This is a genomic window from Pseudomonas sp. CAM1A (genome assembly GCF_047501685.1).
Taxonomy (GTDB): domain Bacteria; phylum Pseudomonadota; class Gammaproteobacteria; order Pseudomonadales; family Pseudomonadaceae; genus Aquipseudomonas.
Genome location: NZ_JBFNXP010000002.1, coordinates 53,624 through 76,518, shown reverse-complemented (window position 1 = coordinate 76,518; position 22,895 = coordinate 53,624). Strand labels below are relative to the sequence as shown.

18 protein-coding genes are annotated in these 22,895 nt (G+C 65.5%); 15 read left to right on the top strand and 3 right to left on the bottom strand.

Annotation, left to right across the window (positions count from 1 at the left end):
* Positions 1-15: 15 nt before the first annotated feature.
* On the top strand, positions 16-627 hold the full coding sequence (locus tag ABZO33_RS04020; protein ID WP_023629827.1) for a TetR/AcrR family transcriptional regulator: 612 nt from the start codon (positions 16-18) through the stop codon (positions 625-627).
* Between the two features lie 121 nt (positions 628-748).
* Here ABZO33_RS04020 and ABZO33_RS04015 read toward each other — a convergent pair whose 3' ends face one another.
* Positions 749-1,189, bottom strand: coding sequence for a GlcG/HbpS family heme-binding protein (locus ABZO33_RS04015; RefSeq protein ID WP_414534943.1), 441 nt, complete (start codon positions 1,187-1,189; stop codon positions 749-751).
* Between the two features lie 257 nt (positions 1,190-1,446).
* On the opposite strand from ABZO33_RS04015, the gene gcl reads away from it, so the two are divergent.
* The 8 genes from gcl (at position 1,447) to ABZO33_RS03975 (ending at position 11,011) form a co-directional block, all read left to right on the top strand.
* Complete coding sequence (gene gcl, locus ABZO33_RS04010) at positions 1,447-3,222, top strand: glyoxylate carboligase (protein ID WP_217868969.1); 1,776 nt, start codon at positions 1,447-1,449, stop codon at positions 3,220-3,222.
* Between the two features lie 54 nt (positions 3,223-3,276).
* Positions 3,277-4,059 (top strand): hydroxypyruvate isomerase, encoded by a 783-nt coding sequence (gene hyi / locus ABZO33_RS04005; RefSeq protein ID WP_028692836.1) that lies wholly within the window; start codon positions 3,277-3,279, stop codon positions 4,057-4,059.
* 81 nt (positions 4,060-4,140) lie between these two features.
* Positions 4,141-5,034: a 2-hydroxy-3-oxopropionate reductase gene (locus ABZO33_RS04000; protein ID WP_414534942.1), complete on the top strand. Its 894-nt coding sequence runs from the start codon at positions 4,141-4,143 to the stop codon at positions 5,032-5,034.
* A gap of 235 nt (positions 5,035-5,269) precedes the next feature.
* Positions 5,270-6,544 (top strand): glycerate kinase type-2 family protein, encoded by a 1,275-nt coding sequence (locus ABZO33_RS03995; RefSeq protein ID WP_414534941.1) that lies wholly within the window; start codon positions 5,270-5,272, stop codon positions 6,542-6,544.
* Entirely contained in the window at positions 6,541-7,956 is a 1,416-nt protein-coding gene (gene pyk, locus ABZO33_RS03990) for a pyruvate kinase (protein WP_367856657.1), read from the top strand. The genes ABZO33_RS03995 and pyk overlap by 4 nt, the downstream gene beginning before the upstream one ends.
* Before the next feature lie 189 nt (positions 7,957-8,145).
* The gene (locus ABZO33_RS03985; RefSeq protein ID WP_414534940.1) at positions 8,146-9,021 is read left to right on the top strand and encodes an urea transporter; all 876 of its coding nucleotides are present in this window, start codon (positions 8,146-8,148) and stop codon (positions 9,019-9,021) included.
* Positions 9,022-9,066: 45 nt separating this feature from the next.
* Complete coding sequence (locus ABZO33_RS03980; RefSeq protein ID WP_110739302.1) at positions 9,067-9,888, top strand: ion transporter; 822 nt, start codon at positions 9,067-9,069, stop codon at positions 9,886-9,888.
* A 124-nt stretch (positions 9,889-10,012) separates the two neighbouring features.
* A complete protein-coding gene (locus ABZO33_RS03975) occupies positions 10,013-11,011 on the top strand; it encodes a sulfate ABC transporter substrate-binding protein (RefSeq protein ID WP_414534939.1) in 999 nt (332 codons plus the stop codon).
* Positions 11,012-11,171: 160 nt separating this feature from the next.
* Here the strand turns inward: ABZO33_RS03975 and ABZO33_RS03970 are convergent, their stop codons facing one another.
* Positions 11,172-12,101, bottom strand: a complete 930-nt coding sequence (locus ABZO33_RS03970) for a class I SAM-dependent methyltransferase (RefSeq protein ID WP_414534938.1) — start codon at positions 12,099-12,101, stop codon at positions 11,172-11,174.
* A gap of 161 nt (positions 12,102-12,262) precedes the next feature.
* Between ABZO33_RS03970 and ABZO33_RS03965 the strand changes: the two genes are divergently transcribed.
* From ABZO33_RS03965 to ABZO33_RS03950, 4 genes are all read left to right on the top strand, one after another.
* Positions 12,263-12,916, top strand: a complete 654-nt coding sequence (locus tag ABZO33_RS03965; RefSeq protein ID WP_414534936.1) for a DsbA family oxidoreductase — start codon at positions 12,263-12,265, stop codon at positions 12,914-12,916.
* Positions 12,913-14,016 (top strand): efflux RND transporter periplasmic adaptor subunit, encoded by a 1,104-nt coding sequence (locus ABZO33_RS03960; protein ID WP_414534935.1) that lies wholly within the window; start codon positions 12,913-12,915, stop codon positions 14,014-14,016. Before ABZO33_RS03965 ends, ABZO33_RS03960 begins: the two co-directional genes overlap by 4 nt.
* 36 nt (positions 14,017-14,052) lie before the next feature.
* Positions 14,053-17,130 carry a MexW/MexI family multidrug efflux RND transporter permease subunit gene (locus tag ABZO33_RS03955; RefSeq protein WP_414534934.1) on the top strand — a complete coding sequence of 1,026 codons (3,078 nt, stop codon included), beginning with the start codon at positions 14,053-14,055 and terminating at the stop codon, positions 17,128-17,130.
* A 78-nt stretch (positions 17,131-17,208) separates the two neighbouring features.
* On the top strand, positions 17,209-18,576 hold the full coding sequence (locus ABZO33_RS03950) for a TolC family outer membrane protein (RefSeq protein ID WP_414534933.1): 1,368 nt from the start codon (positions 17,209-17,211) through the stop codon (positions 18,574-18,576).
* 818 nt (positions 18,577-19,394) lie between these two features.
* On the opposite strand, the gene ABZO33_RS03945 is transcribed toward ABZO33_RS03950, so the two are convergent.
* Entirely contained in the window at positions 19,395-20,297 is a 903-nt protein-coding gene (locus ABZO33_RS03945) for a LysR family transcriptional regulator (RefSeq protein ID WP_414534932.1), read from the bottom strand.
* A gap of 582 nt (positions 20,298-20,879) precedes the next feature.
* Here ABZO33_RS03945 and ABZO33_RS03940 point away from each other — a divergent pair.
* Together ABZO33_RS03940 and ABZO33_RS03935 are read left to right on the top strand one after the other, a co-directional pair.
* Positions 20,880-22,067, top strand: coding sequence for a hydroxymethylglutaryl-CoA synthase (locus tag ABZO33_RS03940; protein WP_414534931.1), 1,188 nt, complete (start codon positions 20,880-20,882; stop codon positions 22,065-22,067).
* A 5-nt stretch (positions 22,068-22,072) separates the two neighbouring features.
* A complete protein-coding gene (locus tag ABZO33_RS03935; protein WP_046856508.1) occupies positions 22,073-22,855 on the top strand; it encodes an enoyl-CoA hydratase-related protein in 783 nt (260 codons plus the stop codon).
* The last annotated feature ends 40 nt before the right edge of the window (positions 22,856-22,895 follow it).

The window sequence follows — 22,895 nt, the reverse complement described above, 5'->3', positions numbered from 1 at the left end:
GGAAGATTCCCGACAATGAGCACCATTCGCGAGCGCAACAAGGAACTGATCCTGCGCGCAGCCAGTGAAGAATTCGCCGACAAGGGCTTCGCCGCCACCAAGACCAGCGATATCGCGGCCAAGGCCGGCCTGCCCAAGCCGAACGTGTACTACTACTTCAAGTCGAAGGAAAACCTCTACCGCGAGGTGCTCGAGAGCATCATCGCGCCGATCATGCAGGCCTCGACGCCGTTCAACGCCGACGGTGATCCGAAAGAGGTGCTCAGCGCTTACATCCGCTCGAAGATCCGTATCTCCCGCGACCTGCCCCACGCCTCCAAGGTGTTTGCCAGCGAGATCATGCATGGCGCGCCGCACCTGTCGCCGCGCCAGGTCGAGCAGCTCAACGAGCAGGCCCGCCACAACATCGAGTGCATCCAGCGCTGGATCGAGCGCGGCCAGATCGCCCACGTCGACCCGCACCACCTGATGTTCAGCATCTGGGCAGCGACGCAAACCTATGCGGATTTCGACTGGCAGATCGCCGTGGTGACCGGCAAGGCCAAGCTGGCCGACAGCGACTATGACGCGGCCGCCGAGACCATCATCCGCCTGGTACTGAAGGGCTGCGAGCCAGAGGTAGCCTGAGCCATCGCAATCGCGGGGCAAGCCCGCTCCCACGATCTGAACTGCCCTAAGCATTCAAATACGTTAGGGAAAAATCCAGGTCGTGGGAGCGGGCTTGCCCCGCGATAGTTCTAATCCCTGATCAGGCAGCCACCCCGGCATCCGCCGTCAGCCCCACCTCTTCAATCGCATTGATTGCGCACTGCTCGTCGATATCCGACGTATCCCCGCTGATCCCCACCGACCCCAGCACCTTGCCCTCTTGATCGCGGATCAGCACGCCCCCTGGCACCGGCACCACCGGTCGCTCGCCGAGCCCGTTCAGCGCAGCATAAAACGCCGGTCGCTGCTGCGAGTCCAGCGCCAGCAGGCGCGACCCCTTGCCCAGCGCCACCGCGCCCCAGGCCTTGCCAATGGCCACCTCGGGGCGCAGCAAGCTGGCGCCGTCCTCGCGCTGCAATGCCAGCAGATGCCCGCCGGCGTCGAGCACCGCCACGGTCAAGGGCGCGGCGTTGATCTTGCGGCCTGCGGCCAACGCGGCATTTACCACGCCCACGGCCTGTTCGAGGGTCAATGCGTTCATGAAAAGGTCCTCTTCTTGTTGTGAGAAGCCCTGAGGGCAGTTGAAAACCAATAGACACGATAGAACACAACAAAGACACTGTTTGTATACAATTTTCTAATCCAATGTGTCTCACTGCGACGAAATGCCGCCCTTTTTCGCCATGACCAGCAAGTCAAACCCGCCGACGAAAATGGATTGACCTTTTGCGTCGACCATGAATACACTCTGCCGCAACGCAAGTTGTATACAATTACAAAATCGATGAGGCACAAACCATGAGCAAAATGAGAGCAATCGATGCAGCCGTTCTGGTCATGCGCCGTGAAGGTGTAGATACCGCGTTCGGCATCCCCGGCGCCGCGATCAACCCGCTGTACTCGGCCCTGAAAAAAGTCGGTGGCATCGATCACGTCCTCGCTCGCCACGTCGAAGGCGCCTCGCACATGGCCGAGGGCTACACCCGCGCCAACCCGGGCAACATCGGCGTGTGCATCGGTACCTCCGGCCCCGCCGGCACCGACATGGTCACCGGCCTGTACAGCGCCTCGGCCGACTCGATCCCGATCCTCTGCATCACCGGCCAAGCCCCGCGTGCCCGCCTGCACAAGGAAGACTTCCAGGCCGTCGACATCACCAGCATCGTCAAGCCGGTGACCAAGTGGGCGACCACCGTACTGGAACCGGGCCAGGTGCCCTACGCCTTCCAGAAGGCCTTCTACGAAATGCGCACCGGCCGCCCAGGCCCGGTGTTGATCGACCTGCCGTTCGACGTGCAGATGGCCGAGATCGAGTTCGACATCGACGCCTACGAGCCACTGGCGATCAACAAGCCAGCCGCCACCCGCGTACAGGCCGAGAAAGCCCTGGCCCTGCTCAATGACGCCGAGCGCCCGCTGCTGGTAGCCGGCGGCGGCATCATCAACGCCGACGCCAGCGACAAGCTGGTCGAGTTCGCCGAACTGACCGGCGTACCGGTAGTGCCAACCCTGATGGGCTGGGGCACCATCCCGGACGATCACGAATTGATGGTCGGCATGGTCGGCCTGCAGACCTCGCACCGCTACGGTAACGCGACGATGCTCAAGTCCGACCTGGTGTTCGGTATCGGCAACCGTTGGGCCAACCGCCACACCGGTTCCGTCGACGTCTACACCGAAGGCCGCAAGTTCGTGCACGTGGACATCGAACCGACCCAGATCGGCCGCGTGTTCACCCCAGACTTAGGGATAGTTTCCGACGCCGGCAAGGCCCTGGACGTGTTCCTCGAAGTGGCCCGCGAATGGAAAGCCGCAGGCAAGCTCAAGTGCCGCAAGGCCTGGCTGGAAGACTGCCAGGAACGCAAGGCTACCCTGCAGCGCAAGACCAATTTCGACAACGTCCCAGTCAAGCCGCAGCGCGTGTACCAGGAAATGAACGAAGTGTTCGGCAAGGACACCACCTACGTCAGCACCATCGGCCTGTCGCAGATCGCCGGCGCGCAGTTCCTGCACGTGTACAAGCCACGTCACTGGATCAACTGCGGCCAGGCCGGCCCGCTGGGCTGGACCATCCCTGCAGCCCTCGGTGTGGTCAAGGCCGACCCGAAGCGCAAGGTCGTCGCGCTGTCCGGTGACTACGACTTCCAGTTCATGATCGAAGAACTGGCAGTGGGCGCGCAGTTCAACCTGCCATACGTCCACGTGCTGGTGAACAACGCCTACCTCGGCCTGATCCGCCAGGCGCAGCGTGGTTTCGACATGGATTACTGTGTACAACTGGCGTTCGAGAACATCAACTCCACCGACGCCGCCACCTACGGTGTCGACCACGTCGCCGTGGTCGAAGGCCTGGGCTGCAAGGCCATCCGCGTGTTCCAACCGGCCGAGATCGCCCCTGCCCTGCTCAAGGCGCAGAAGATGGCCGAAGAGTTCCGCGTACCGGTGGTGGTCGAAGTGATTCTCGAGCGCGTGACCAACATTTCCATGGGCACCGAGATCAACGCGGTCAACGAGTTCGAAGACCTCGCCCTGGTCGGCAACGACGCGCCGACCGCCATCTCGCTGCTGGACTGATCGCCTGACGCCCCCGCGCCGCGCGCGGGGGCACTCAATGCAAGGAGACGACTTATGCCTCGCTTCGCCGCCAACCTGTCCATGCTGTTCACCGAACAGGACTTCCTGGCCCGCTTCAAGGCCGCCGCCGACGCTGGTTTCAGCGGCGTCGAATACCTCTTCCCATACGATTTCAGCGCCGCCGAGATCAAGCAGCAGCTCGACGCCCATGGCCTGACCCAGGTGCTGTTCAACCTGCCTGCGGGCGATTGGTCGAAAGGTGAGCGCGGTATCACCTGCCACCCCGACCGCGTCGAAGAGTTCCGCGCCGGCGTCGACAAGGCCATCGAGTACGCCAAGGTGCTGGGCAACACCCAGGTCAACGCCCTGGCCGGCATTCGCCCCGAGGGCCTGGACTGCGCCACCGTGCGCAAGACCTTCGTAGACAACCTGCGCTACGCCGCCGACAAGCTCAAGGCCGCCGGCATCCGCCTGGTCATGGAAATGATCAACACCCGCGACATCCCGGGCTTCTACCTGAACACCACGAAACAGGCCCTGGAAATCCAGGCCGAAGTGGGCAGCGACAACCTGTTCCTGCAGTACGACATCTACCACATGCAGATCATGGAAGGTGACCTGGCGCGCACCCTGGAAACCAACCTGAAGCTGATCAACCACGTGCAGCTGGCCGACAACCCGGGCCGCCACGAGCCGGGCACCGGCGAGATCAACTACCGCTTCCTGTTCGAGCACCTGGACCGCATCGGCTACCAGGGCTGGGTGGGCGCGGAGTACAAGCCCAAGACCACCACCGAGGCTGGCCTGGGCTGGCTGAAGACGCACAACGCAATCTGAAGGCCGAGCGCAGGCCCGATCCTGAAAGGCCTGCCCCGCCTGCTCCATCGAGATTCAACAATTACAACGAGGTAATCTCTCATGGCTAAAATCGGTTTCATCGGCACCGGCATCATGGGCAACCCCATGGCCCAGAACCTGCAAAAAGCAGGTCACAGCATCTTCGTTTCGACCCACCACGACGCAGCTCCGGCCAACCTGATCGCCGCTGGCGGCGTTGCCCTGGCCAACCCGAAGGAAGTGGCCCAGGAAGCTGAATTCATCATCGTCATGGTGCCCGACACCCCACAGGTCGAAAGCGTGCTGTTCGGTGAAAACGGCGTCGCCGAAGGCGTGGGCCCGAACAAGGTGGTGATCGACATGAGCTCGATCTCGCCTACCGCCACCAAGGCCTTCGCCGAGAGGATCAAGGCCACCGGCGCCGCCTACTTGGACGCACCGGTGTCCGGCGGCGAAGTCGGCGCCAAGGCCGCGACCCTGAGCATCATGGTCGGCGGTTGCCCGAAAGCCTTCGAACGTGCCCTGCCGCTGTTCGAAGCCATGGGCAAGAACATCACCCGCGTCGGCGGCAACGGCGACGGCCAGACCGCCAAGGTCGCCAACCAGATCATCGTCGCCCTGAACATCCAGGCCGTTGCCGAAGCCCTGCTGTTCGCCGCCAAGAACGGCGCCGACCCGGCCAAGGTACGTGAAGCGCTGATGGGCGGTTTCGCCTCGTCGAAGATCCTCGAAGTGCATGCCGAGCGCATGATCAAGGGCACCTTCGACCCAGGCTTCCGCATCAACCTGCACCAGAAGGACCTGAACCTGGCCCTGCAAGGCGCCAAGGAGCTGGGCATCAACCTGCCCAACACCTCCAATGCCCAGCAAGTGTTCAACACCTGCCAGGCCCTGGGTGGCGGCAATTGGGACCACTCGGCGCTGATCAAGGGCCTGGAGCACATGGCCAACTTCTCGATCCGCGACGACAAGTAAACCTGTACCTGCCCTTCGCGGATAAATCCGCTCCTACAGGTTGATTCGATCGCAATGCATGGACCGATCGTCCTGTAGGAGCGGATTCATCCGCGATGCGGCCAACACCGATGAACCTGCAACCACAGGTCCATGAGGTGACCCCGAGCAACACCCGCCCCTGGTTCGGCCTGCACGGAGGCAGTTCCAGGGGCGTTTTCGATTGTGCAGAACAACAAGAATCTGGGAGCCTGCCATGTCGGTCGATCCACAAAAATTCCTGCGCGAGCTGTTCGACACAGCCATCGCCGCCGCCCACCCCCGTCAGGTCCTCGAACCCCACCTGCCCGCCGACCGTAGCGGCCGGGTCATCGTCATCGGCGCCGGCAAGGCCGCCGCCGCCATGGCCGAAGTGGTCGAGAAAAGCTGGCAGGGCGAAGTCTCCGGCCTGGTGGTCACCCGCTACGGCCACGGCGCCAGCTGCCAGAAGATCGAGGTGGTCGAAGCCGCCCACCCGGTCCCCGACGCCGCCGGCCTGGCCGTGGCCAAGCGCGTGCTCGACCTGGTCAGCAACCTGAACGAAGACGACCGCGTCATCTTCCTGCTCTCCGGCGGTGGCTCGGCCCTGCTGGCCCTGCCCGCCGCAGGCCTGACCCTGGCCGACAAGCAGCAGATCAACAAGGCCCTGCTGAAATCCGGCGCCACCATCGGCGAGATGAACTGCGTGCGCAAGCACCTCTCGGCGATCAAGGGCGGGCGGCTGGCCAAGGCCTGCTGGCCGGCCACCGTCTACACCTATGCAATTTCCGACGTGCCCGGCGACCTGGCCACGGTCATCGCCTCCGGCCCCACCGTGGCCGACCCGAGCACCTCCGCCGACGCACTGGCGATCCTCAAGCGCTACAACATCGAAGCGCCCAAGGCCGTCATCGACTGGCTCAACAACCCGGCGTCGGAAACCGTCAAGGCCGACGACCCGGCCTTGGCCCGAAGCCACTTCCAATTGATCGCCAGGCCCCAGCAATCGCTCGAGGCCGCCGCGGTGAAAGCCCGCCAGGCCGGCTTCAGCCCGCTGATCCTCGGCGACCTGGAAGGCGAGTCGCGCGAGGTGGCCAAGGTGCATGCCGGCATCGCCCGCCAGGTCGTCCTGCACGGCCAGCCGCTGAAGGCACCCTGCGTGATCCTCTCCGGCGGCGAGACCACCGTCACCGTGCGCGGCAACGGCCGTGGCGGGCGCAACGCCGAGTTCCTGCTCAGCCTCACCGAAAACCTCAAGGGCCTGCCGGGGGTGTACGCCCTGGCCGGCGACACCGACGGCATCGACGGTTCGGAAGACAACGCCGGCGCCTTCATGACCCCGGACAGCCACGCCCGCGCCGAGGCCCTGGGCCTGTCGGCCAGCGATGAGCTGGACGACAACAACGGCTACGGCTACTTCGCCGCGCTCGACGCGCTGATCGTCACCGAGCCGACCCGCACCAACGTCAACGACTTCCGCGCCATCCTGATCCTCGAGACCGACCCCTCATGACGCCTGATAAAAAAGTAAAAATCCTCGCCACCCTCGGGCCTGCGATCAAGGGCATCGATGACATCCGCCAGCTGGTCGAGGCCGGGGTGAACATCTTCCGCCTCAACTTCAGCCACGGCGAACACGCCGACCACGCCCTGCGCTACCAGTGGATCCGCGAAGTCGAGCAGCAGCTCAACTACCCGCTGGGCATCCTCATGGACCTGCAGGGTCCGAAGCTGCGCGTCGGCCGCTTTGCCGACGGCAAGGTGCAACTGCAACGCGGCCAAGCCCTGCGCCTGGACCTGGACAAGACCCCGGGCGACAACCGCCGCGTGAACCTGCCGCACCCGGAGATCATCGCCGCGCTGGAGCCCGGCATGGACCTGCTGCTCGATGACGGCAAGCTGCGCCTGCGGGTGACCGCCAAGCACAGCGACGCCATCGACACCGAAGTGCTGGCCGGCGGCGAGCTGTCCGACCGCAAGGGCGTCAACGTGCCGCAGGCAGTGCTCGAGCTCTCCCCGCTCACCGAAAAGGACCGCCGCGACCTCACCTTCGGCCTCGAGCTGGGCGTGGACTGGGTGGCCCTGTCGTTCGTGCAGCGCCCGCAAGACATCCTCGAAGCACGCGAGCTGATCGGCGACCGCGCCTACCTGATGGCCAAGATCGAGAAACCCTCGGCGGTCGAGCAGCTGCAGGCCATCGCCGAGCTGTCCGACGCGATCATGGTCGCCCGTGGCGACCTGGGTGTGGAAGTGCCGGCCGAGAGCGTGCCGCAGATCCAGAAGGGCATCATCAATACCTGCCGTCAGCTGGGCAAGCCGGTGGTGGTGGCCACGCAGATGCTCGAGTCGATGCGCTTCTCCCCGGCACCGACCCGCGCCGAGGTCACCGACGTGGCCAACGCCGTGGCCGAAGGCGCCGATGCGGTGATGCTGTCGGCCGAGACCGCCTCGGGCGACTACCCGCTGGAAGCCGTGCAGATGATGAGCAAGATCATCCGCCAGGTGGAGAACGGCCCGGACTACCAGGCCCAGCTCGACGTTGGCCGGCCCAAGGCCGAAGCCACAGTGTCGGACGCCATCAGCTGCGCCATCCGCCGCATCAGCGGCATCCTGCCGGTGGCGGTGCTGGTCAACTACAGCGAGTCGGGGAATTCCACCCTACGCGCCGCCCGCGAGCGGCCACGGGCGCCGATCCTCAACCTGACGCCGAACCTGAACACCGCGCGCCGCCTGAGCGTGGCCTGGGGCGTGCACTCGGTGGTCAACGACCGCCTGCGCCAGGTCGACGAAGTCGTCTCTACGGCGCTGGAGATCGCCCAGGCCCAAGGCATGGCCAGCCGTGGCGACACGCTGCTGATCACCGCCGGTGTGCCTTTCGGCAAGCCGGGTTCGACTAATACGCTGCGGATCGAGACGTTGGTCTGATCTGAAAAAATCGCGGAGCAAGTCGGGTCGCCGCATCGCCGCTCCCACGCTCTCCCCCGCCATTGACGATCGAACGTGGGAGCGGCGATGCGGCGACCCGACTTCCCCCGCGATGACTGTACCTTGGACCTGCGGAAAACCGCGGCCCAAAGAGGCCCACCGCTCCCCCACCCACCTTGCCGACTGCCCATGTACACCAAGAATTTCGTCAACCCGTGCCCCGACTGGGCCACGGCCTTGCTCAACGGCTTCAGCCAGGTGCTGCTGCTGCGCAACCCCTTGTGCGGCCTGTGCTGCCTGCTGGCCATCCTGCTGACCGCGCCGAACCTGGTCGGCGGCGCCCTGCTCGGCGCCCTGGCCGGCCTGCTTACCGCCCAGCGCCGCGGCTACGACCGCGCCGACCGCCAGGCCGGGCTGTACTGCTACAATGGCGTATTGATCGGTGTCCTGATCAGCGCCGTACTGCCCTGGTCGGCGATCCTGCCACCGCTGATCATCGCCGCTGGCGGCCTGTCGAGCATGCTCACCCACCAGTGGCGCAAGCGCGGCGGCAAGCTGCTGATCGCCTACACCGCGCCGTTCGTACTGCTGGGCTGGGCCACCCTGCTGCTGGCCGAACCGTCGGCCAACGGCTATGTCGAAGCCGACCCTGTGTATGCCCTGCTGCGCGGCGTGGGGCAGATATTCCTGCTCGACAAGCCCATGGCCGGCCTGCTGGTCGTCATTGGCATGTACTTCGCCAACCCCTATGCCGCCACCTGGGCGCTGATCGGCTCGGCCATCGGTGGCGGCGTCGCGCTGCTGGCGGGGGAAACGCAGGCCGCGTGGCTGGGGTTGTATGGCTTCAACGCCGCCCTGGCGGCCCTGGCCTTCAGCCGCCAGGGCGAGAAACCCTGGGTGACCTTGCTCGCCATCGCCTGCGCCCTGCTGTTGCAGCCGCTGTTCAACCTGTTGCCGATCGCCGGGCTGACCGCGCCGTTCGTCACCGCCTGCTGGCTGATGCACCTGGGCAACCACCTGGCCCAGCTCAACCAGCGCCGCAACGCGCCTCGCTTGCACAGCTGAAACACAGCCCCTAGGCTCTGCCCATTCGCACAATGGAACGCGCCCATGGACAACCCTTCGAGCCTGCGCGAGCGGCTCTACGTCATCGTCTTCCAGACCGACACCACGGCTGGAAGGCGCTTCGACAAGATGCTCCTGCTGATCATCCTCGCCAGCCTGGTCACGGTGATCCTCGACAGCATCGACGACGTTCACCAGAACTACGCCGGGCTGCTGGCCGGAATCGAGTGGGGTTTCACGGCGATCTTCCTCGCCGAGTACATCACCCGCCTGTACTGCTCGCCCAAGCCGCTGCGCTATGCCTTCAGCTTCTACGGGCTGGTCGACCTGCTGGCGATCGTGCCGGGGATCATCGCCCTGTACTACAGCGACGCCCAGTACCTGCTGATCATCCGCGTGGTGCGCATGCTGCGGATCTTCCGCGTGCTCAAGCTCAGCCCCTACCTCAAGCAGGCCCATTACCTGCTGGCAGCGCTGCAGGGCAGCAAGCAGAAGATCATCGTGTTCCTGGTCAGCGTGTCGACCCTGGTCACCGTGTTCGGCACGCTGATGTATGTGATCGAAGGACCGGAGCACGGTTTCACCAGCATTCCCAAAGGCATCTACTGGGCCATCGTCACCCTCACCACCGTGGGCTTTGGCGATATCGTGCCGAAGACGCCACTGGGCCAGGTGCTGTCGTCGCTGGTGATGATCACCGGTTACTCGATCATCGCCGTGCCCACCGGGATTTTCACCGCCGAGCTGGCCAATGCCCTGCGCGGCGAGCAGTTGCAGCATGACTGCCCGACCTGCGCCAAGCACCACCACGAGCATGGCGCGGCGTTCTGTTCGCGCTGTGGCAATGCGTTGTTTCCAAAGCAATAGGCAGCGTCCCCAACGCAGGGCAAGCATAAGCAAAGAGCCATTTGATCTTTAGCCACCAAAGCGCCAAACGCTATAGTCGCTGGCATATCGCCAACCCTTTGAATCAGAACAAGGAATGCCCCCAGTGAAAAAACTCTTCAGCGCCTCGCTGCTCGCCGCGGGCCTGGCCCTGGGCAACCTCGCCCAGGCCGCCCCTACCCTGCTCAACGTGTCCTACGACGTGATGCGCGACTTCTACAAGGACTACAACCCGGCGTTCCAGAAGCACTGGGAGAAGGAGCACAACGAAAAGGTCAACCTGCAGATGTCCTTCGGCGGCTCGAGCAAGCAGGCGCGCGCGGTGATCGACGGCCTGCCGGCCGACGTGATCACCATGAACATGGCCACCGACATCAATGCCCTGGCCGACAACGGCAAGCTGGTACCGGACAACTGGGTAAGCCGCCTGCCGAACAACAGCGCGCCGTTCACCTCGGCCACCGTGTTCATCGTGCGCAAGGGCAACCCCAAGGCGCTGAAGGACTGGCCCGACCTGCTCAAGGACGGCGTGCAGGTGATCGTGCCCAACCCGAAAACTTCCGGTAACGGCCGCTACACCTACCTCTCGGCCTGGGGCTACGTGCTCAAGCAGGGCGGTGACGAAAGCAAGGCCCGCGACTTCGTCGGCAAGCTGTTCAAGCAGGCGCCGGTGCTGGACACCGGCGGCCGCGCCGCCACCACCACCTTCATGACCAACCAGATCGGCGATGTGCTGGTAACGTTCGAGAACGAGGCCGAGATGATCGCCCGCGAGTTCGGCCGCGACCAGTTCGAGGTGGTCTACCCGAGCGTGTCGGCCGAGGCCGAGCCGCCGGTAAGCGTGGTCGACAAGGTGGTGGCCAAGAAAGGCACCCAGGCCGTGGCCGAGGAATACCTGAAGTACCTGTGGTCACCGGAGGCCCAGGAGATCGCCGCGAACAACTACCTGCGCCCGCGTGACGCCACCGTGCTGGCCAAGTACACCGACCGCTTCCCGAAAGTCGACTTCCTGTCGGTGGAGAAGACCTTCGGCGACTGGCGCACCGTGCAGAAGACCCACTTCAATGACGGTGGCGTGTTCGACCAGATCTATACCAACAAGTAACCGCCGCTCTCAGGGTCAGACCTGAGGGCGCGGTTCTGTGGTAGCGGCTCGTGGGAGCGGGCTTGCCCCGCGATAGAGCCAGCCCAGGCAACACTGTCGTTGCCTCCGTCGCCATCGCGGGGCAAGCCCGCTCCCACGCACCTTCCAGTATCAATAAGGGTCAGGCCTGCTGGCGGAACACCAACGCCTTCAGGCCACCCTCCGGATCCGCATCCGGAAACTCCGGCGGATTCTCCAGCCGCTCGACAAACACCAGCCCCGGCGCCTGCTCGGCCATCCCCTCGATGAGAAACTGCGGCCCGATCCCCGGATCGTTGACGCAGGCCAGCACCGTGCCGCCTTCATTCAGCAGCTCCGGCAAACGCCGAAGGATCTTGGCGTAGTCCTGGGTCAGCACGAAGCTGCCGCGCTGGAAGGTCGGCGGGTCGATGATGATCAGGTCGTACGGCCCGTACTTGCGCACCTTGCCCCACGACTTGAACAGCTCATGCCCCAGGTACGCCACCCGCGAGGCGTCATGGCCATTGAGCCGGTGATTGTCGCGGCCACGGGACAGCGCCGACTTGGCCATGTCCAGGTTGACCACCTGCTCGGCGCCGCCGGCGATCGCCGCCACCGAGAAGCCACAGGTGTAGGCGAACAGGTTGAGCACGCGCTTGCCGCCCGCCTGCTCGCGCACCCAACGCCGGCCATAGCGCATGTCGAGGAACAGGCCGTTGTTCTGGCGCACGCCCAGGTCGAGCAGATATTTCAGGCCATCCTCGACCACCTCGCGCTGCTGGCACGGCGCGCCCCACAGCCACTGGCCGGGGCTGTCCGGCAGGTAGCGGTGCTGCAGCAGGATGGCCTGGCCGCTCCACTGCGGGCGCTCGGCCAGCGCCATCAGCATCGCTTCAAGCTCGGCCAACTGGCCCTCGGGCGGCTCGCGGAACAGCGCCACCAGCAGCACGCCATCGAGCCAGTCGACGGTGATCTGTTCCAGCCCCGGCCAGCAACGGCCACGGCCGTGGAACAGGCGGCGGGTTTCCTCGGGGGCGGGATCGAGGGCGGCGAGCAGGTGCTGCTCGAGGGTGGCGATGGTTGGGCTCATGTCGGCTACGGTCAGGCAAAAGCGCCATTCTACCCGCTCGCGGCCGGGCCGGGCGGCCATCGATGAAGGGGATGAGAGGGTTTGCGGCACTTTTGTCGCTTTTTTCTTGTCGGGGCGCTGTGGATAGTGCGGCCATCCCTCCCTGAAACCGGATCACTGCCATGTCACCCCTGAAAGTCGAATTCTTCCACGATGTCGTCTGCGGCTGGTGCTTCGTCCTCGCCCCGCGTCTGAAACAGTTGCAGGACGAACTGAACCTGGACGTGCAGCACCGCAGCTTCATCCTGCAGACCAGCCGCGAGGCAATGGTCGAGCGCTTCGGTTCGATGCCAAAAGCCAAGGAAACCATCCTCAGCCACTGGCTGTCGTGCTCGCGCGCCGAGGACGTCAAGCGCATCGACATCGAAGCCATGCGCCAGCAGGACTTCGAGTACCCTACCGGCCTGCTCGCCGGCCTCGCCTGCCAGACCGCCAAGGCCCTGGGCGGCAACGAAGGCCACGAGCGCATGTTCGACCGCCTGCAGGAAGCCCACCTGGTGCAGGCCCGCAACATCGGTGACCGCGCCACCGTGCTGGCAGTGGCCGCCGAGGCCGGTTTCGACCCGCAGGCCTTCGCCACGGCATTCGACCAGCAGGCGCCGCAGATGCTCGAGGAAGAACTGGCCCAGGGCCGGCGCCTCGGTATCAGCTCGGTGCCGAGCCTGGTGATCGACGGCCGCTACCTGGTCCCCGGCGCCCTGAGCCTCGAGCAACTGCGCCAGACCTTCATCCAGGTCCGTGCCAACCAGAACCAGGCACAAGGAGCCGCCCAATGAAAAACCGTTACTGGATCGCCGCCGGCACCTCCCTGTCGTTGCTGGCCATGGCCCTGCTGCCCGCCCCGGTGGTAGTGGCCAACGATGCCCCCGCCGCCCAGGCCAACGCCACCCCGGTGGCGATCGCCCGCGTGCAGTCCGGCCCGATGCCGCAGGTGCTCAGCGCCGTCGGCACCCTGGAGGCCGTGCACCAGGTCAATGTCTCGCCGGAAGTCGGCGGGCGCATCACCGCGCTGGAGTTCACCGCCGGCAAGGCCGTGGCCGCAGGCCAGGTGCTGGTCAAGCTCAACGACGCGCCCGAGCGCGGCGAGCTGGCCAAGCTGCAGGCCCAGGCCAAGAACGCCAAGCTGGCCCTGGAGCGCACGCGCAAGGTGCTGCCGCTGGCCTCTACCCAAGCCCAGCTGGACCAGGCCCAGGCCAACTACGACCAGCTGCTCGGCGAGATCGCCCAGGTCCAGGCGCAGATCGCGCAGAAGACCATCCGCGCCCCGTTCGCCGGCGTGCTGGGCATTCGCAAGGTCAACCTCGGCCAGTACGTCAGCCCCGGCGACAGCCTGGTGACCCTCACCGAGCTGTCGCGCCTGCACGTCAACTTCCCGCTCCCCGAGCAGTCCGCCGCCGCCCTGCAGGCAGGCCAGGCCATCACCCTCAAGGTCGACGCCTGGCCGCAGCAGCGCTTCGTCGCCGCGGTCACCACCCTGGAGCCGCAGATCGACCCGGGCGCCCGCTCCATGCAGGTGCAGGCGACCCTCGACAACCCTGGCCAGCAACTCAAGCCAGGTATGTTCGCCAACGTCAGCATCGAACTGCCGAGCCACGCCGATGTACTGAGCGTGCCGGAAACGGCGATCAGCTACAGCGCCTATGGCAACTCGCTGTACGTGCTGCGCGAGAAGGACGGCGCCCTGCGCGTGGAGCAGGTATTCGTCAAGCTCGGCGCGCGCCGCGACGACCGTGTGGTGGTGCTCGATGCGCTGACGCCGGGCGACCGCGTGGTGGTGTCCGGACAGATCCGCCTGAGCAACGGCATGCCGGTGCGGGTCACCGAAGACACCCTGGCCGCCAGCACCACGCGCAAGCCGGACCTGGCCCAGCAGTAATGGGTTTGCGTGCCACTGAAAAGGACCTGTAGCACCATGAAATTCACCGACCTGTTCATCCGCCGCCCGGTACTGACCCTGGTGGTCTGCGCGATGATCGTCATGCTTGGCCTGCTGGCGCTGCTGAACCTGCCGATCCGCCAGTACCCGCAGCTGGAAAGCGCGACCATCACCATCACCACCGAATACCCCGGCGCCCGCTCGCAACTGATGCAGGGCTTCGTCACCCAGCCCATCTCGCAAGCCGTGGCCTCGGTCGACGGCGTCGACTACCTGAGCTCGACCTCGACCCAGGGCAAGAGCGTCATCAGCGTGCGCCTGAAGCTCAACGCCGACTCCAACAAGGCCCTCACCGAGATCATGGCCGCCGTCAACCAGGTCAAGTACCGCCTGCCCGAAGGCGCCTACGACTCGGTGGTGGCCAAGTCCTCCGGCGAAGGCACGGCGGTGATCTACGTCGGCTTCTCGAGCAAGGACATCGGCCTGCCGGCGATCACCGACTACATCTCGCGGGTGGTGCAGCCCCGCGTGGCGGCCATCGACGGCGTGGCCGAGGCGCAGATCCTCGGCGGCCAGAAGCTGGCCATGCGCCTGTGGCTGGACCCGGCGCGCATGGCCGCGCGCAACCTCTCGGCCAGCGACGTGGCCGAGGCCATCCGCCAGAACAACTTCCAGGCCGCCCCCGGCCAGACCAAGGGCCAGTACGTCTCGGCCAACATCAACATCAACACCGACCTGACCAGCGTCGACCAGTTCCGCCAGATGGTGGTGCGCCGCGACGGCGACACGCTGATCCGCCTGAGCGACATCGGCACCGCCGAACTCGGCGCCACCTCCTACGACACCAGCGGCATCATGGATGGCGAGCCGGCGGTGTTCATCGGCCTGCACGCCACCCCCGCCGGCAACCCGCTGACCATCGTCGGTGCGGTGCAGGAGATGATGCCGCAGATCCGCGAGACCATGCCGCCGGGCATGACCGCCAACATCGTGTTCGAGGTGGCGCGCTTCATCCAGGCGTCCATCGATGAAGTGGTCAAGACCCTGATCGAAGCCGTGGTGATCGTCGCCGTGGTGATCTTCCTGTTCCTCGGCTCGCTGCGCAGCGTGCTGATCCCGCTGGTGACCATCCCGCTGTCGCTGATCGGCGCGGCGGCGATCATGAGCCTGTTCGGTTTCAGCATCAACCTGCTGACGCTGCTGTCGATGGTCCTGGCCATCGGCCTGGTGGTGGACGACGCCATCGTCGTGGTGGAGAACGTCCACCGCCATATCGAGGAAGGCAAGTCGCCGTTGCAGGCAGCCTTGGTCGGTGCCCGCGAGATCGCAGGCCCAGTGATCGCCATGACCCTGACCCTGGCCGCGGTGTACGCCCCCATCGGCCTGATGGGTGGGCTGACCGGCGCGCTGTTCAAGGAGTTCGCCTTCACCCTCGCCGGCGCCGTGGTGGTGTCCGGTGTGGTGGCGCTGACCCTGTCGCCGGTGATGAGCGCCTTCCTGCTCAACCGCCAGGCCAGTGAAGGGCCGATGGCCCGTGGCGCCGAGCGCTTCTTCCAGTGGCTGGGCAAGGGCTACGGCCGCGTGCTGGACGTGTCCCTGCACCACCGCTGGTTGACCCTGGCGATTGCCGCGGCGGTATTCGTCAGCCTGCCGATCCTCTACCTCGGCGCCCAGCGCGAGCTGGCGCCGGTCGAGGACCAGGCCCAGGTGCTGGCGGTGGCCAAGGCCCCGCAGTACGCCAACATCGACTACACCCAGATGTACGCGCATCGCATGGACCGCTTGTTCGCCACCTTCCCGGAAACCGACATCACCTGGGTGGTCAACGGCAACGACGGCCCGCGCACCGCCTTCGGCGGCGCCAACCTGAGCACCTGGGAAAAGCGCCAGCGCAGCGCCGACCAGCTGCAGGCCGAGATCCAGAAAGCCGTGGGCGAGATCGAGGGCGTGGCCATCTTCGCCTTCCAGCTGCCGCCACTGCCCGGCTCCACCGGCGGCCTGCCGGTGCAGATGGTGATCCAGAGTTCCCAGGACCACCGCGTGGTGTTCGACGCCATGGACAAGATCAAGCAGGCGGCCATGGCCAGCGGCCTGTTCGCCGTGGTCGACAGCGACCTGGACTTCAACAGCCCGCTGGTCAACATCAACATCGACCGCAGCAAGGCCAACGACCTGGGCATCAGCATGCAGGCCATCGGCGACGCCCTGGCGGTGCTGGTGGGCGAGAACTACGTCAACCGCTTCGCCCTCGACGGCCGCTCCTACGACGTGATCCCGCAGGTGGCACGGGCCCAGCGCCTGTCGGCCGAGATGCTGGTAGGCCAGTACGTCAAGGCCGCCAACGGCGCCCAGGTGCCGCTGTCGACCCTGGTCAGCTTCGACATGTCGATCGAGCCCAACAAGCTGACCCAGTTCAACCAGCTCAACTCCGCCACCCTGCAGGCAGTGCCGGCGCCGGGCGTGAGCATCGGCGACGCGGTGCAGTTCCTCGCCGCCCAGGCCAACGCCCTGCCCACCGGCTTCAGCCATGACTGGCTGTCGGATGCCCGCCAGTTCGTCCAGGAAGGCAGTGCCCTGGTGGTGACGTTCATCTTCGCCATCCTGGTCATCTACCTGGTGCTGGCCGCACAGTTCGAAAGCCTGCGCGACCCGCTGGTGATCCTGGTCAGCGTGCCGATGTCGGTGTGCGGCGCGCTGATCCCGCTGTACCTGGGCTACGCCACGGTGAACATCTACACGCAGATCGGCCTGGTGACCCTGGTCGGCCTGATCAGCAAGCACGGCATCCTCATGGTCGAGTTCGCCAACGAGCTGCAGCAGGCCGACCAGCTCGACCGCCGCACGGCCATCGAGCGCGCCGCGCAGATCCGCCTGCGCCCCATCCTGATGACCACCGCAGCCATGGTGGTGGGCCTGGTGCCGCTGCTGCTGGCCAGCGGCGCCGGTGCCCACAGCCGCTTCAGCCTGGGCCTGGTGATCGTCATCGGCATGCTGGTCGGCACCCTGTTCACCCTGTTCATCCTGCCCACCGTGTACTCGCTGCTGGCCAAGGACCACCGCGCCAGCGAAGACCCACGCCTGCAGGAACTGGCCGCCTACACCCAGCCGGCCTGACCCTTTAGCCCGCCCTCCCCTGTGGCAGCCGTGATCGGCTGCCCCTGGGAGCGGCCGGCCCGAATAAAGAGAAACGACATGCTACGTAAGACCCTTCTGCCCCTGCTGCTGCTGGCGCCCCTGGCCCAGGCCGTTGCCGCCGACCGTGCGACGCTGATGTCGGTGTACGCCCAGGTGGTCGAGCACAACAGCGACATGGCCGCCGCCCGCGAGAACTACCTGGCCCGCCGCGAGGCCGTGCCCCTGGCCCGCGCCCGCCTGCTGCCGCAGGTGGCCCTGGATGCCGAGGCCGGCGACGTGCGCAGCGACCGCCGCCAGGTCGAGCAGCGCAGCGGCAGCCTGTACCGCCTGAGCCTCGACCAGCCACTGTTCGACCTGAGCCGCTGGTTCGACTTCAAGGCCGCGCAATCGGAGAACGAACAGGCCGAACTGGACTTCTCGGCGTTCCAGCAGCAGCTGATCCTCGACACCGCCAGCAGCTACTTCGACACCCTGCTGGCCGAGGACAACCTGGCCACCGCCAAGGCCGAGCTGCGCGCCTTCGACCGCCAGTTGCAACAGACCCGGCTGAGCTACGACGCCGGCCTGTCCGACCAGAACGACATGCTCTCGGCCCAGGCCAGCTTCGACCGCGCCAGCGCCAACCTGATCGACAGCCAGCGCCGCAGCGAGGACGCCTACCAGGCACTGATGCGCCTGACCGGCCAGGCCCAGCCGGCATTGGCCGGGATCCGCCACAGCCTGCCGGTGCAGGCGCCGGTGCCCGAGCGCGCCGACGCCTGGGTCGAACAGGCCATGGCACAGAACCTGCGCCTGCGCGCCAGCCAGGCCGCCGTCAGCCAGGCCGGCCAGACCCTGCGCAGCAGCAAGGCCGATCACCTGCCCACGTTCAACCTGGCCATGGGCTACGCCGAGGGCGACAGCGACCTGATGGACTCCAGCGCGCACTTCGGCCAGCGCCCGGGCAACCAGCGCGACAGCTCGGTGATGGTGCAGATGAAGCTGCCGCTGTTCAGCGGCGGCGGCACCAGCGCGCGGGTGCGCCAGGCCACCCATGAGCTGGCACGCACCGAGTACGGCCGCACCAGCCTCGAGCGCGAGGTGCTGGAAGGTTCACGCAACGCCTTCCGAGCGGTGGTCAGCGATGTCGAGCAGGTGCGCGCGCGGCGCCAGAGCATTATCTCCAGCCAGGGCTCGTTGCGGGCCACCGAGGCGGGGTATGAGGTGGGCAGCCGCAACATCGTCGATATCCTCGATGCCCAGCGCGACCTGTACAACGCGGTGCGCGACTACAACGTCTCGCGCTATGCGTACATCGTCGACAGCCTGCGGCTCAAGCAGCAGGCCGGCAGTTTGAGCCCGGATGACCTGCGTGAATTGGCGGGGTATCTGAAGCTGGATTACGAGCCGGAGCGGGATTTCCTGCCGAGTGATTTGCGGGGTTGACTGGAGGCACTGCCCATCTCGATCTTTCTCAACGAGCAGGTGGCCGCCGTACGCGGGGTGAGAAACCGACGCACTGAAGCCGGTCAGACCGAAGTCTGCCCGCGTACGGCAACCATGAAGCAATGAACTTGGCATCTCACAGGACAAAGGGTGGCAGCCGTGCACGGGGTGAGAAACCGAGGCGCAAGAGAAACTCGGCCAGACCGAAGTCTGCCCGGGCACGGCTGCCATAACTGGATTGCCGATACTTTACGCCTCGGGTTCTCACACCCGGTCACCTGGTGTGGCGACCCAGTGAAGTTATCCGTGGGGTATTTCCCCGACAACGCAGCAGCTTCCGGCAAGCGCGTAGGATAGTTCCCAAGCTTTGCTGGCTGAAGCATTTGGTTTCAGGTTCGGAAATGTCTTACCTGGAAATGAACAAGCATGGCCGGGCAAGACCCGGATTGCGAGCAAGCCCGCGATGGCGATCAAGAGTTCACCAAACAGCCACTAGCGATAGCTGCACCAGCCCAGGCGCCGCCCGTAACTTCGCGACTTCAGGAGGCCGAACGCAGGCCTTGCGAAGGGAGGTGACGGGCATGGATGCCCGTCAAGCGCTGCGCCCCAGGATGGGGCGTTCAGCGCGGTCCTCCCGGGAGCAAGGCCGGAGTGAGGGGACCCGGAGCGAAGCGCAGGGCCGGATGAATGGAGCGAGCATTTTTTGGTTCCTTTTTGATGCTTCAAAAAGGGACCCGCCGTAAGGGCGGAAAGGTGAATAAGCGTCGACATCGCAAATGAATGCGCCTACATCCCTCGAAACCAGCACCCACGATCCATCAAGCAACAACCGGCCGATACTCCCGACACCGCTCGCGCAGTATCTGCGCCAGCAACCGCACCTCGGGACTGTGCCGATACTCCTCGGGATACCCCATGTACATCGGCACCTCCCGCTCCCGCTGATGCTGCAGGTTGACCCGCACCAGCCGCCCTTGCGCCAGCCCCGCCTGCACCCGATGCTCCGGCAACCAGGCAAAGCCCATCCCCCGCTCGACGAAGCTCTCGGCCGCCGCCAGGCTGCTCACCGTCCAGCGCTGCGAGGTCCCCAGCCAACCACTGTTCTGCGAATTGCGCGTGCCGGAATCGCGGATCACCACCTGCCGGTGGTTCTTCATGTCGTCCAGGCTCAACTCGCCCTGCGCCTCGCTCAGCGGGTGGCTGGCCCCCACCACACAGATCAACGAGACATTGAGCAGGAACTCCTGCAAGTAGCCGGAAGGCAAGCTGCTGGCGATGCCCAGCTCGACCTTGCCGTCTTCGAGCAGCTCGCGAGCCCCGGACAACGCCGTCTCGTACAGGCGGATACGGTGATCCTTGTACTCCAGGGCAAACTCCTGCAATGCCTGTTGCAGCAGCTCGATGGGGAACAGCACATCCACCGCCAGCGCCTGTTCGGTGAACAACCCGGGCTGGTACTGGTTGGCCAGGTGCTCGAGCTTCTGCGCCGCGCCCAACAGGTGCTTGGCCTGGGGCAACAGCGCCTTGCCCAGCGAGGTGAGCACGGCCTTGCGCCCTTCGATGATGAACAGCTCCTGGCCCAGGAGCATTTCCATGCGGTTGACCGAGTGGCTGATCGCCGACTGCGACTTGTACATGTGCTCGCCGGCCTGCTGGAAACCGCCGCACTCGACCGTGCAGACGAACGCGCGCCACTGATCGAGACTGATCTTGGAAAACACCACTACCTCCTTGTGTGCCCGAAAACCGGGCGACGAATCCTTTGTCCTGCGGCGTTGTACCACAGCTGCCGCCAACACATGAAGACCGTGCCGCGATGCGCGCACTTTTTGTCACTATTCGCCCAGGCCGCTTCGTGCGACAACAACGTCCCGCACAGTGCCTGGCACTAATGGATGAACAACGGACAAGGAAGTCCCGACCATGCAGATATGCACAAGCGATACGGCATAAACATATAACCGAAACAACAGGCCAAGCCGGTGATAACACCACCATAAAATTTTCATATTAAAACAATTGAAAATTTTAATTGCCCTATTGTTCGACAATCCGCTCACTCCCCTTTGCACACGCCGCGTGGAATCACGGGGCACACGCCTGCGCGCAATAAATAAACGCCGAACTTTCCACCCAGAAAAAACCATGAACAGGCGTCATCAATCCCATCGGAATTATTCGCTTTTTTTGGCAAAAGCTTCAGCCGCAATAATTAAATGGCCAGCAGGGTCTGGCACCGGAACAACAAGACCGGTTGTGTATTTTGGGATTTTTTCAACAGTGAAAAATAATTGGGCATACACATGAAAATCGGCATTGATGATATTGGGCTGTCTGTACCGCAACACTTTTTCGCACTGGAAGAACTTGCCGAACGGCACGGTATCGACCCGCAGAAATACCTGGTCGGCATCGGCCAGGAGTTCATGGCCGTGCCGGCCCCGGACGAAGACATCGTGACCCTGGCGGCCAACGCCGCGCTGCCGCTGCTCGACGACGCCACCCGCGCCTCGATCGCCACGGTGATCCTCGCCACCGAGAGCGGCATCGACCAGTCCAAGGCCGCCGGCCTGTTCGTCCACAGCCTGCTCGGCCTGCGCGCCGACTGCCGCGTGGTGGAGTTCAAGCAGGCCTGCTACGGCGCCACCGCCGGCTTGCAGATGGCCCGCGCACTGGTCGCCCAACGTCCGCATGAGAAAGTGCTGGTAATCGCCACCGACATCGCCCGCTACGAGCAGAACTCCGAGGGCGAATGCACCCAGGGCGCCGGCGCCGTGGCCATGATCGTGGCCGAGAACCCGCGTCTGCTGGAGCTGCACCCGCACCAGGGCCGCTACAGCCTGGACGTCTCGGACTTCTGGCGGCCGAACATGCGCAGCACCGCGCTGGTCGACGGCAAGCTGTCGATCGAGGTGTACCTGGAGTCGCTGCGCAACGCCTGGCACAGCTACCGCGCCGACGGCGGCCTGGGCCTGGAAGACATGAGCTTCCTGTGCTTCCACCAGCCGTTCACCAAGATGGCGAAGAAAGCCTTCTCGGTGTTCGAGGCGCTCGAGCCGGCCACCGCCCAGGCCTTGGGTGAAAAGGCCTACGCCACCAGCCAGCTGTACGGCAAGGCCATCGGCAACTGCTACACCGCCTCGCTGTACATCGCCCTGCTGTCGCTGCTGGACAACAGCGACGAGGACCTGACCGGGCGCAACATCGGCCTGTTCAGCTACGGTTCGGGCAGCGTCGGCGAGTTCTTCAGCGCCACCGTGGTGCCGGGCTACCAGGCCCATTCGCGGCGCAAGGCGCATGCACGCATGCTGGCCAGCCGCACCCGCCTGGGCCATGAGCAGTACAGCGCCTGGTTCTACGGCGACAACCACCCGGCCGTGGCCGACTACAGCACGCCGTACGTCACCGCCGGCGCGTTCCGCTACGGCGGTTGCGAGGGCTATCGCCGTCAGTACGAGAGCACCGCCCTGTCCCTGAAGATGGCGAGCTGACGACCATGAGCGACGTGCTGCTGAGCTGGCCGCAACCTGCGGTCGCCTGCCTGACCCTGAACCGTCCGCATGCCGGCAACGCCCTCGACGAGGCCCTGCTCGGGGCCTTGCACGAGCAGTTGCAGGCCCTCGCCGAGCACCCCGGGCTGCGCGCCCTGGTGCTCGACGGCGCCGGCGAGCACCTGTGCACCGGGGCGGACCTGGAGTGGATGCGCCGCAGCCGCGAGTTCGACCATGCGCGCAACCTGGAGGACGCCAGCCTGCTGGCCAACGTCCTGCAGCGCCTGGACGACTTCCCGGTGCCGGTGCTGATGCTCGCCCGCGGAGCGGTGTTCGGCGGGGCTTTGGGCCTGCTGTGCTGCGCCGACCATGTGCTGGCCGCGGAGGATGCGCGCTTCTGCTTCAGCGAGGCGCGCCTGGGCCTGGCCCCGGCGTTGATCAGCCCCTACGTGGTGCGCGCCATGGGCGTGCGCCAGGCACGGCGCTACATGCTCTCGGCCGAGGTGTTCGGCACCGAGGACGCGCTGCGCCTGCAGCTGGTCCACCGCCTGGTGCCCGCCGCCGAGCTGGAGCAGGCCCGCGACCGCTGGCTGGCGACCCTGCTGCAGACCGGCCCCCAGGCCAGTCGCGAGATCAAGCAGATGCTGGCGCGCCTGGCAGGCCGCGACCACTTGCTCGACGAGCAGGGTTGCAACCTGCAGCTGATCGCCCGCCTGCGCACCTCCAGCGAGGGCCAGCACGGTCTTGCCGCTTTCTTCGAACGCAGCCGCCCCGACTGGGCGCAATGAACCCTGGGTGCGCGGACCACGAAGCCCGCGCCGTTCCGGC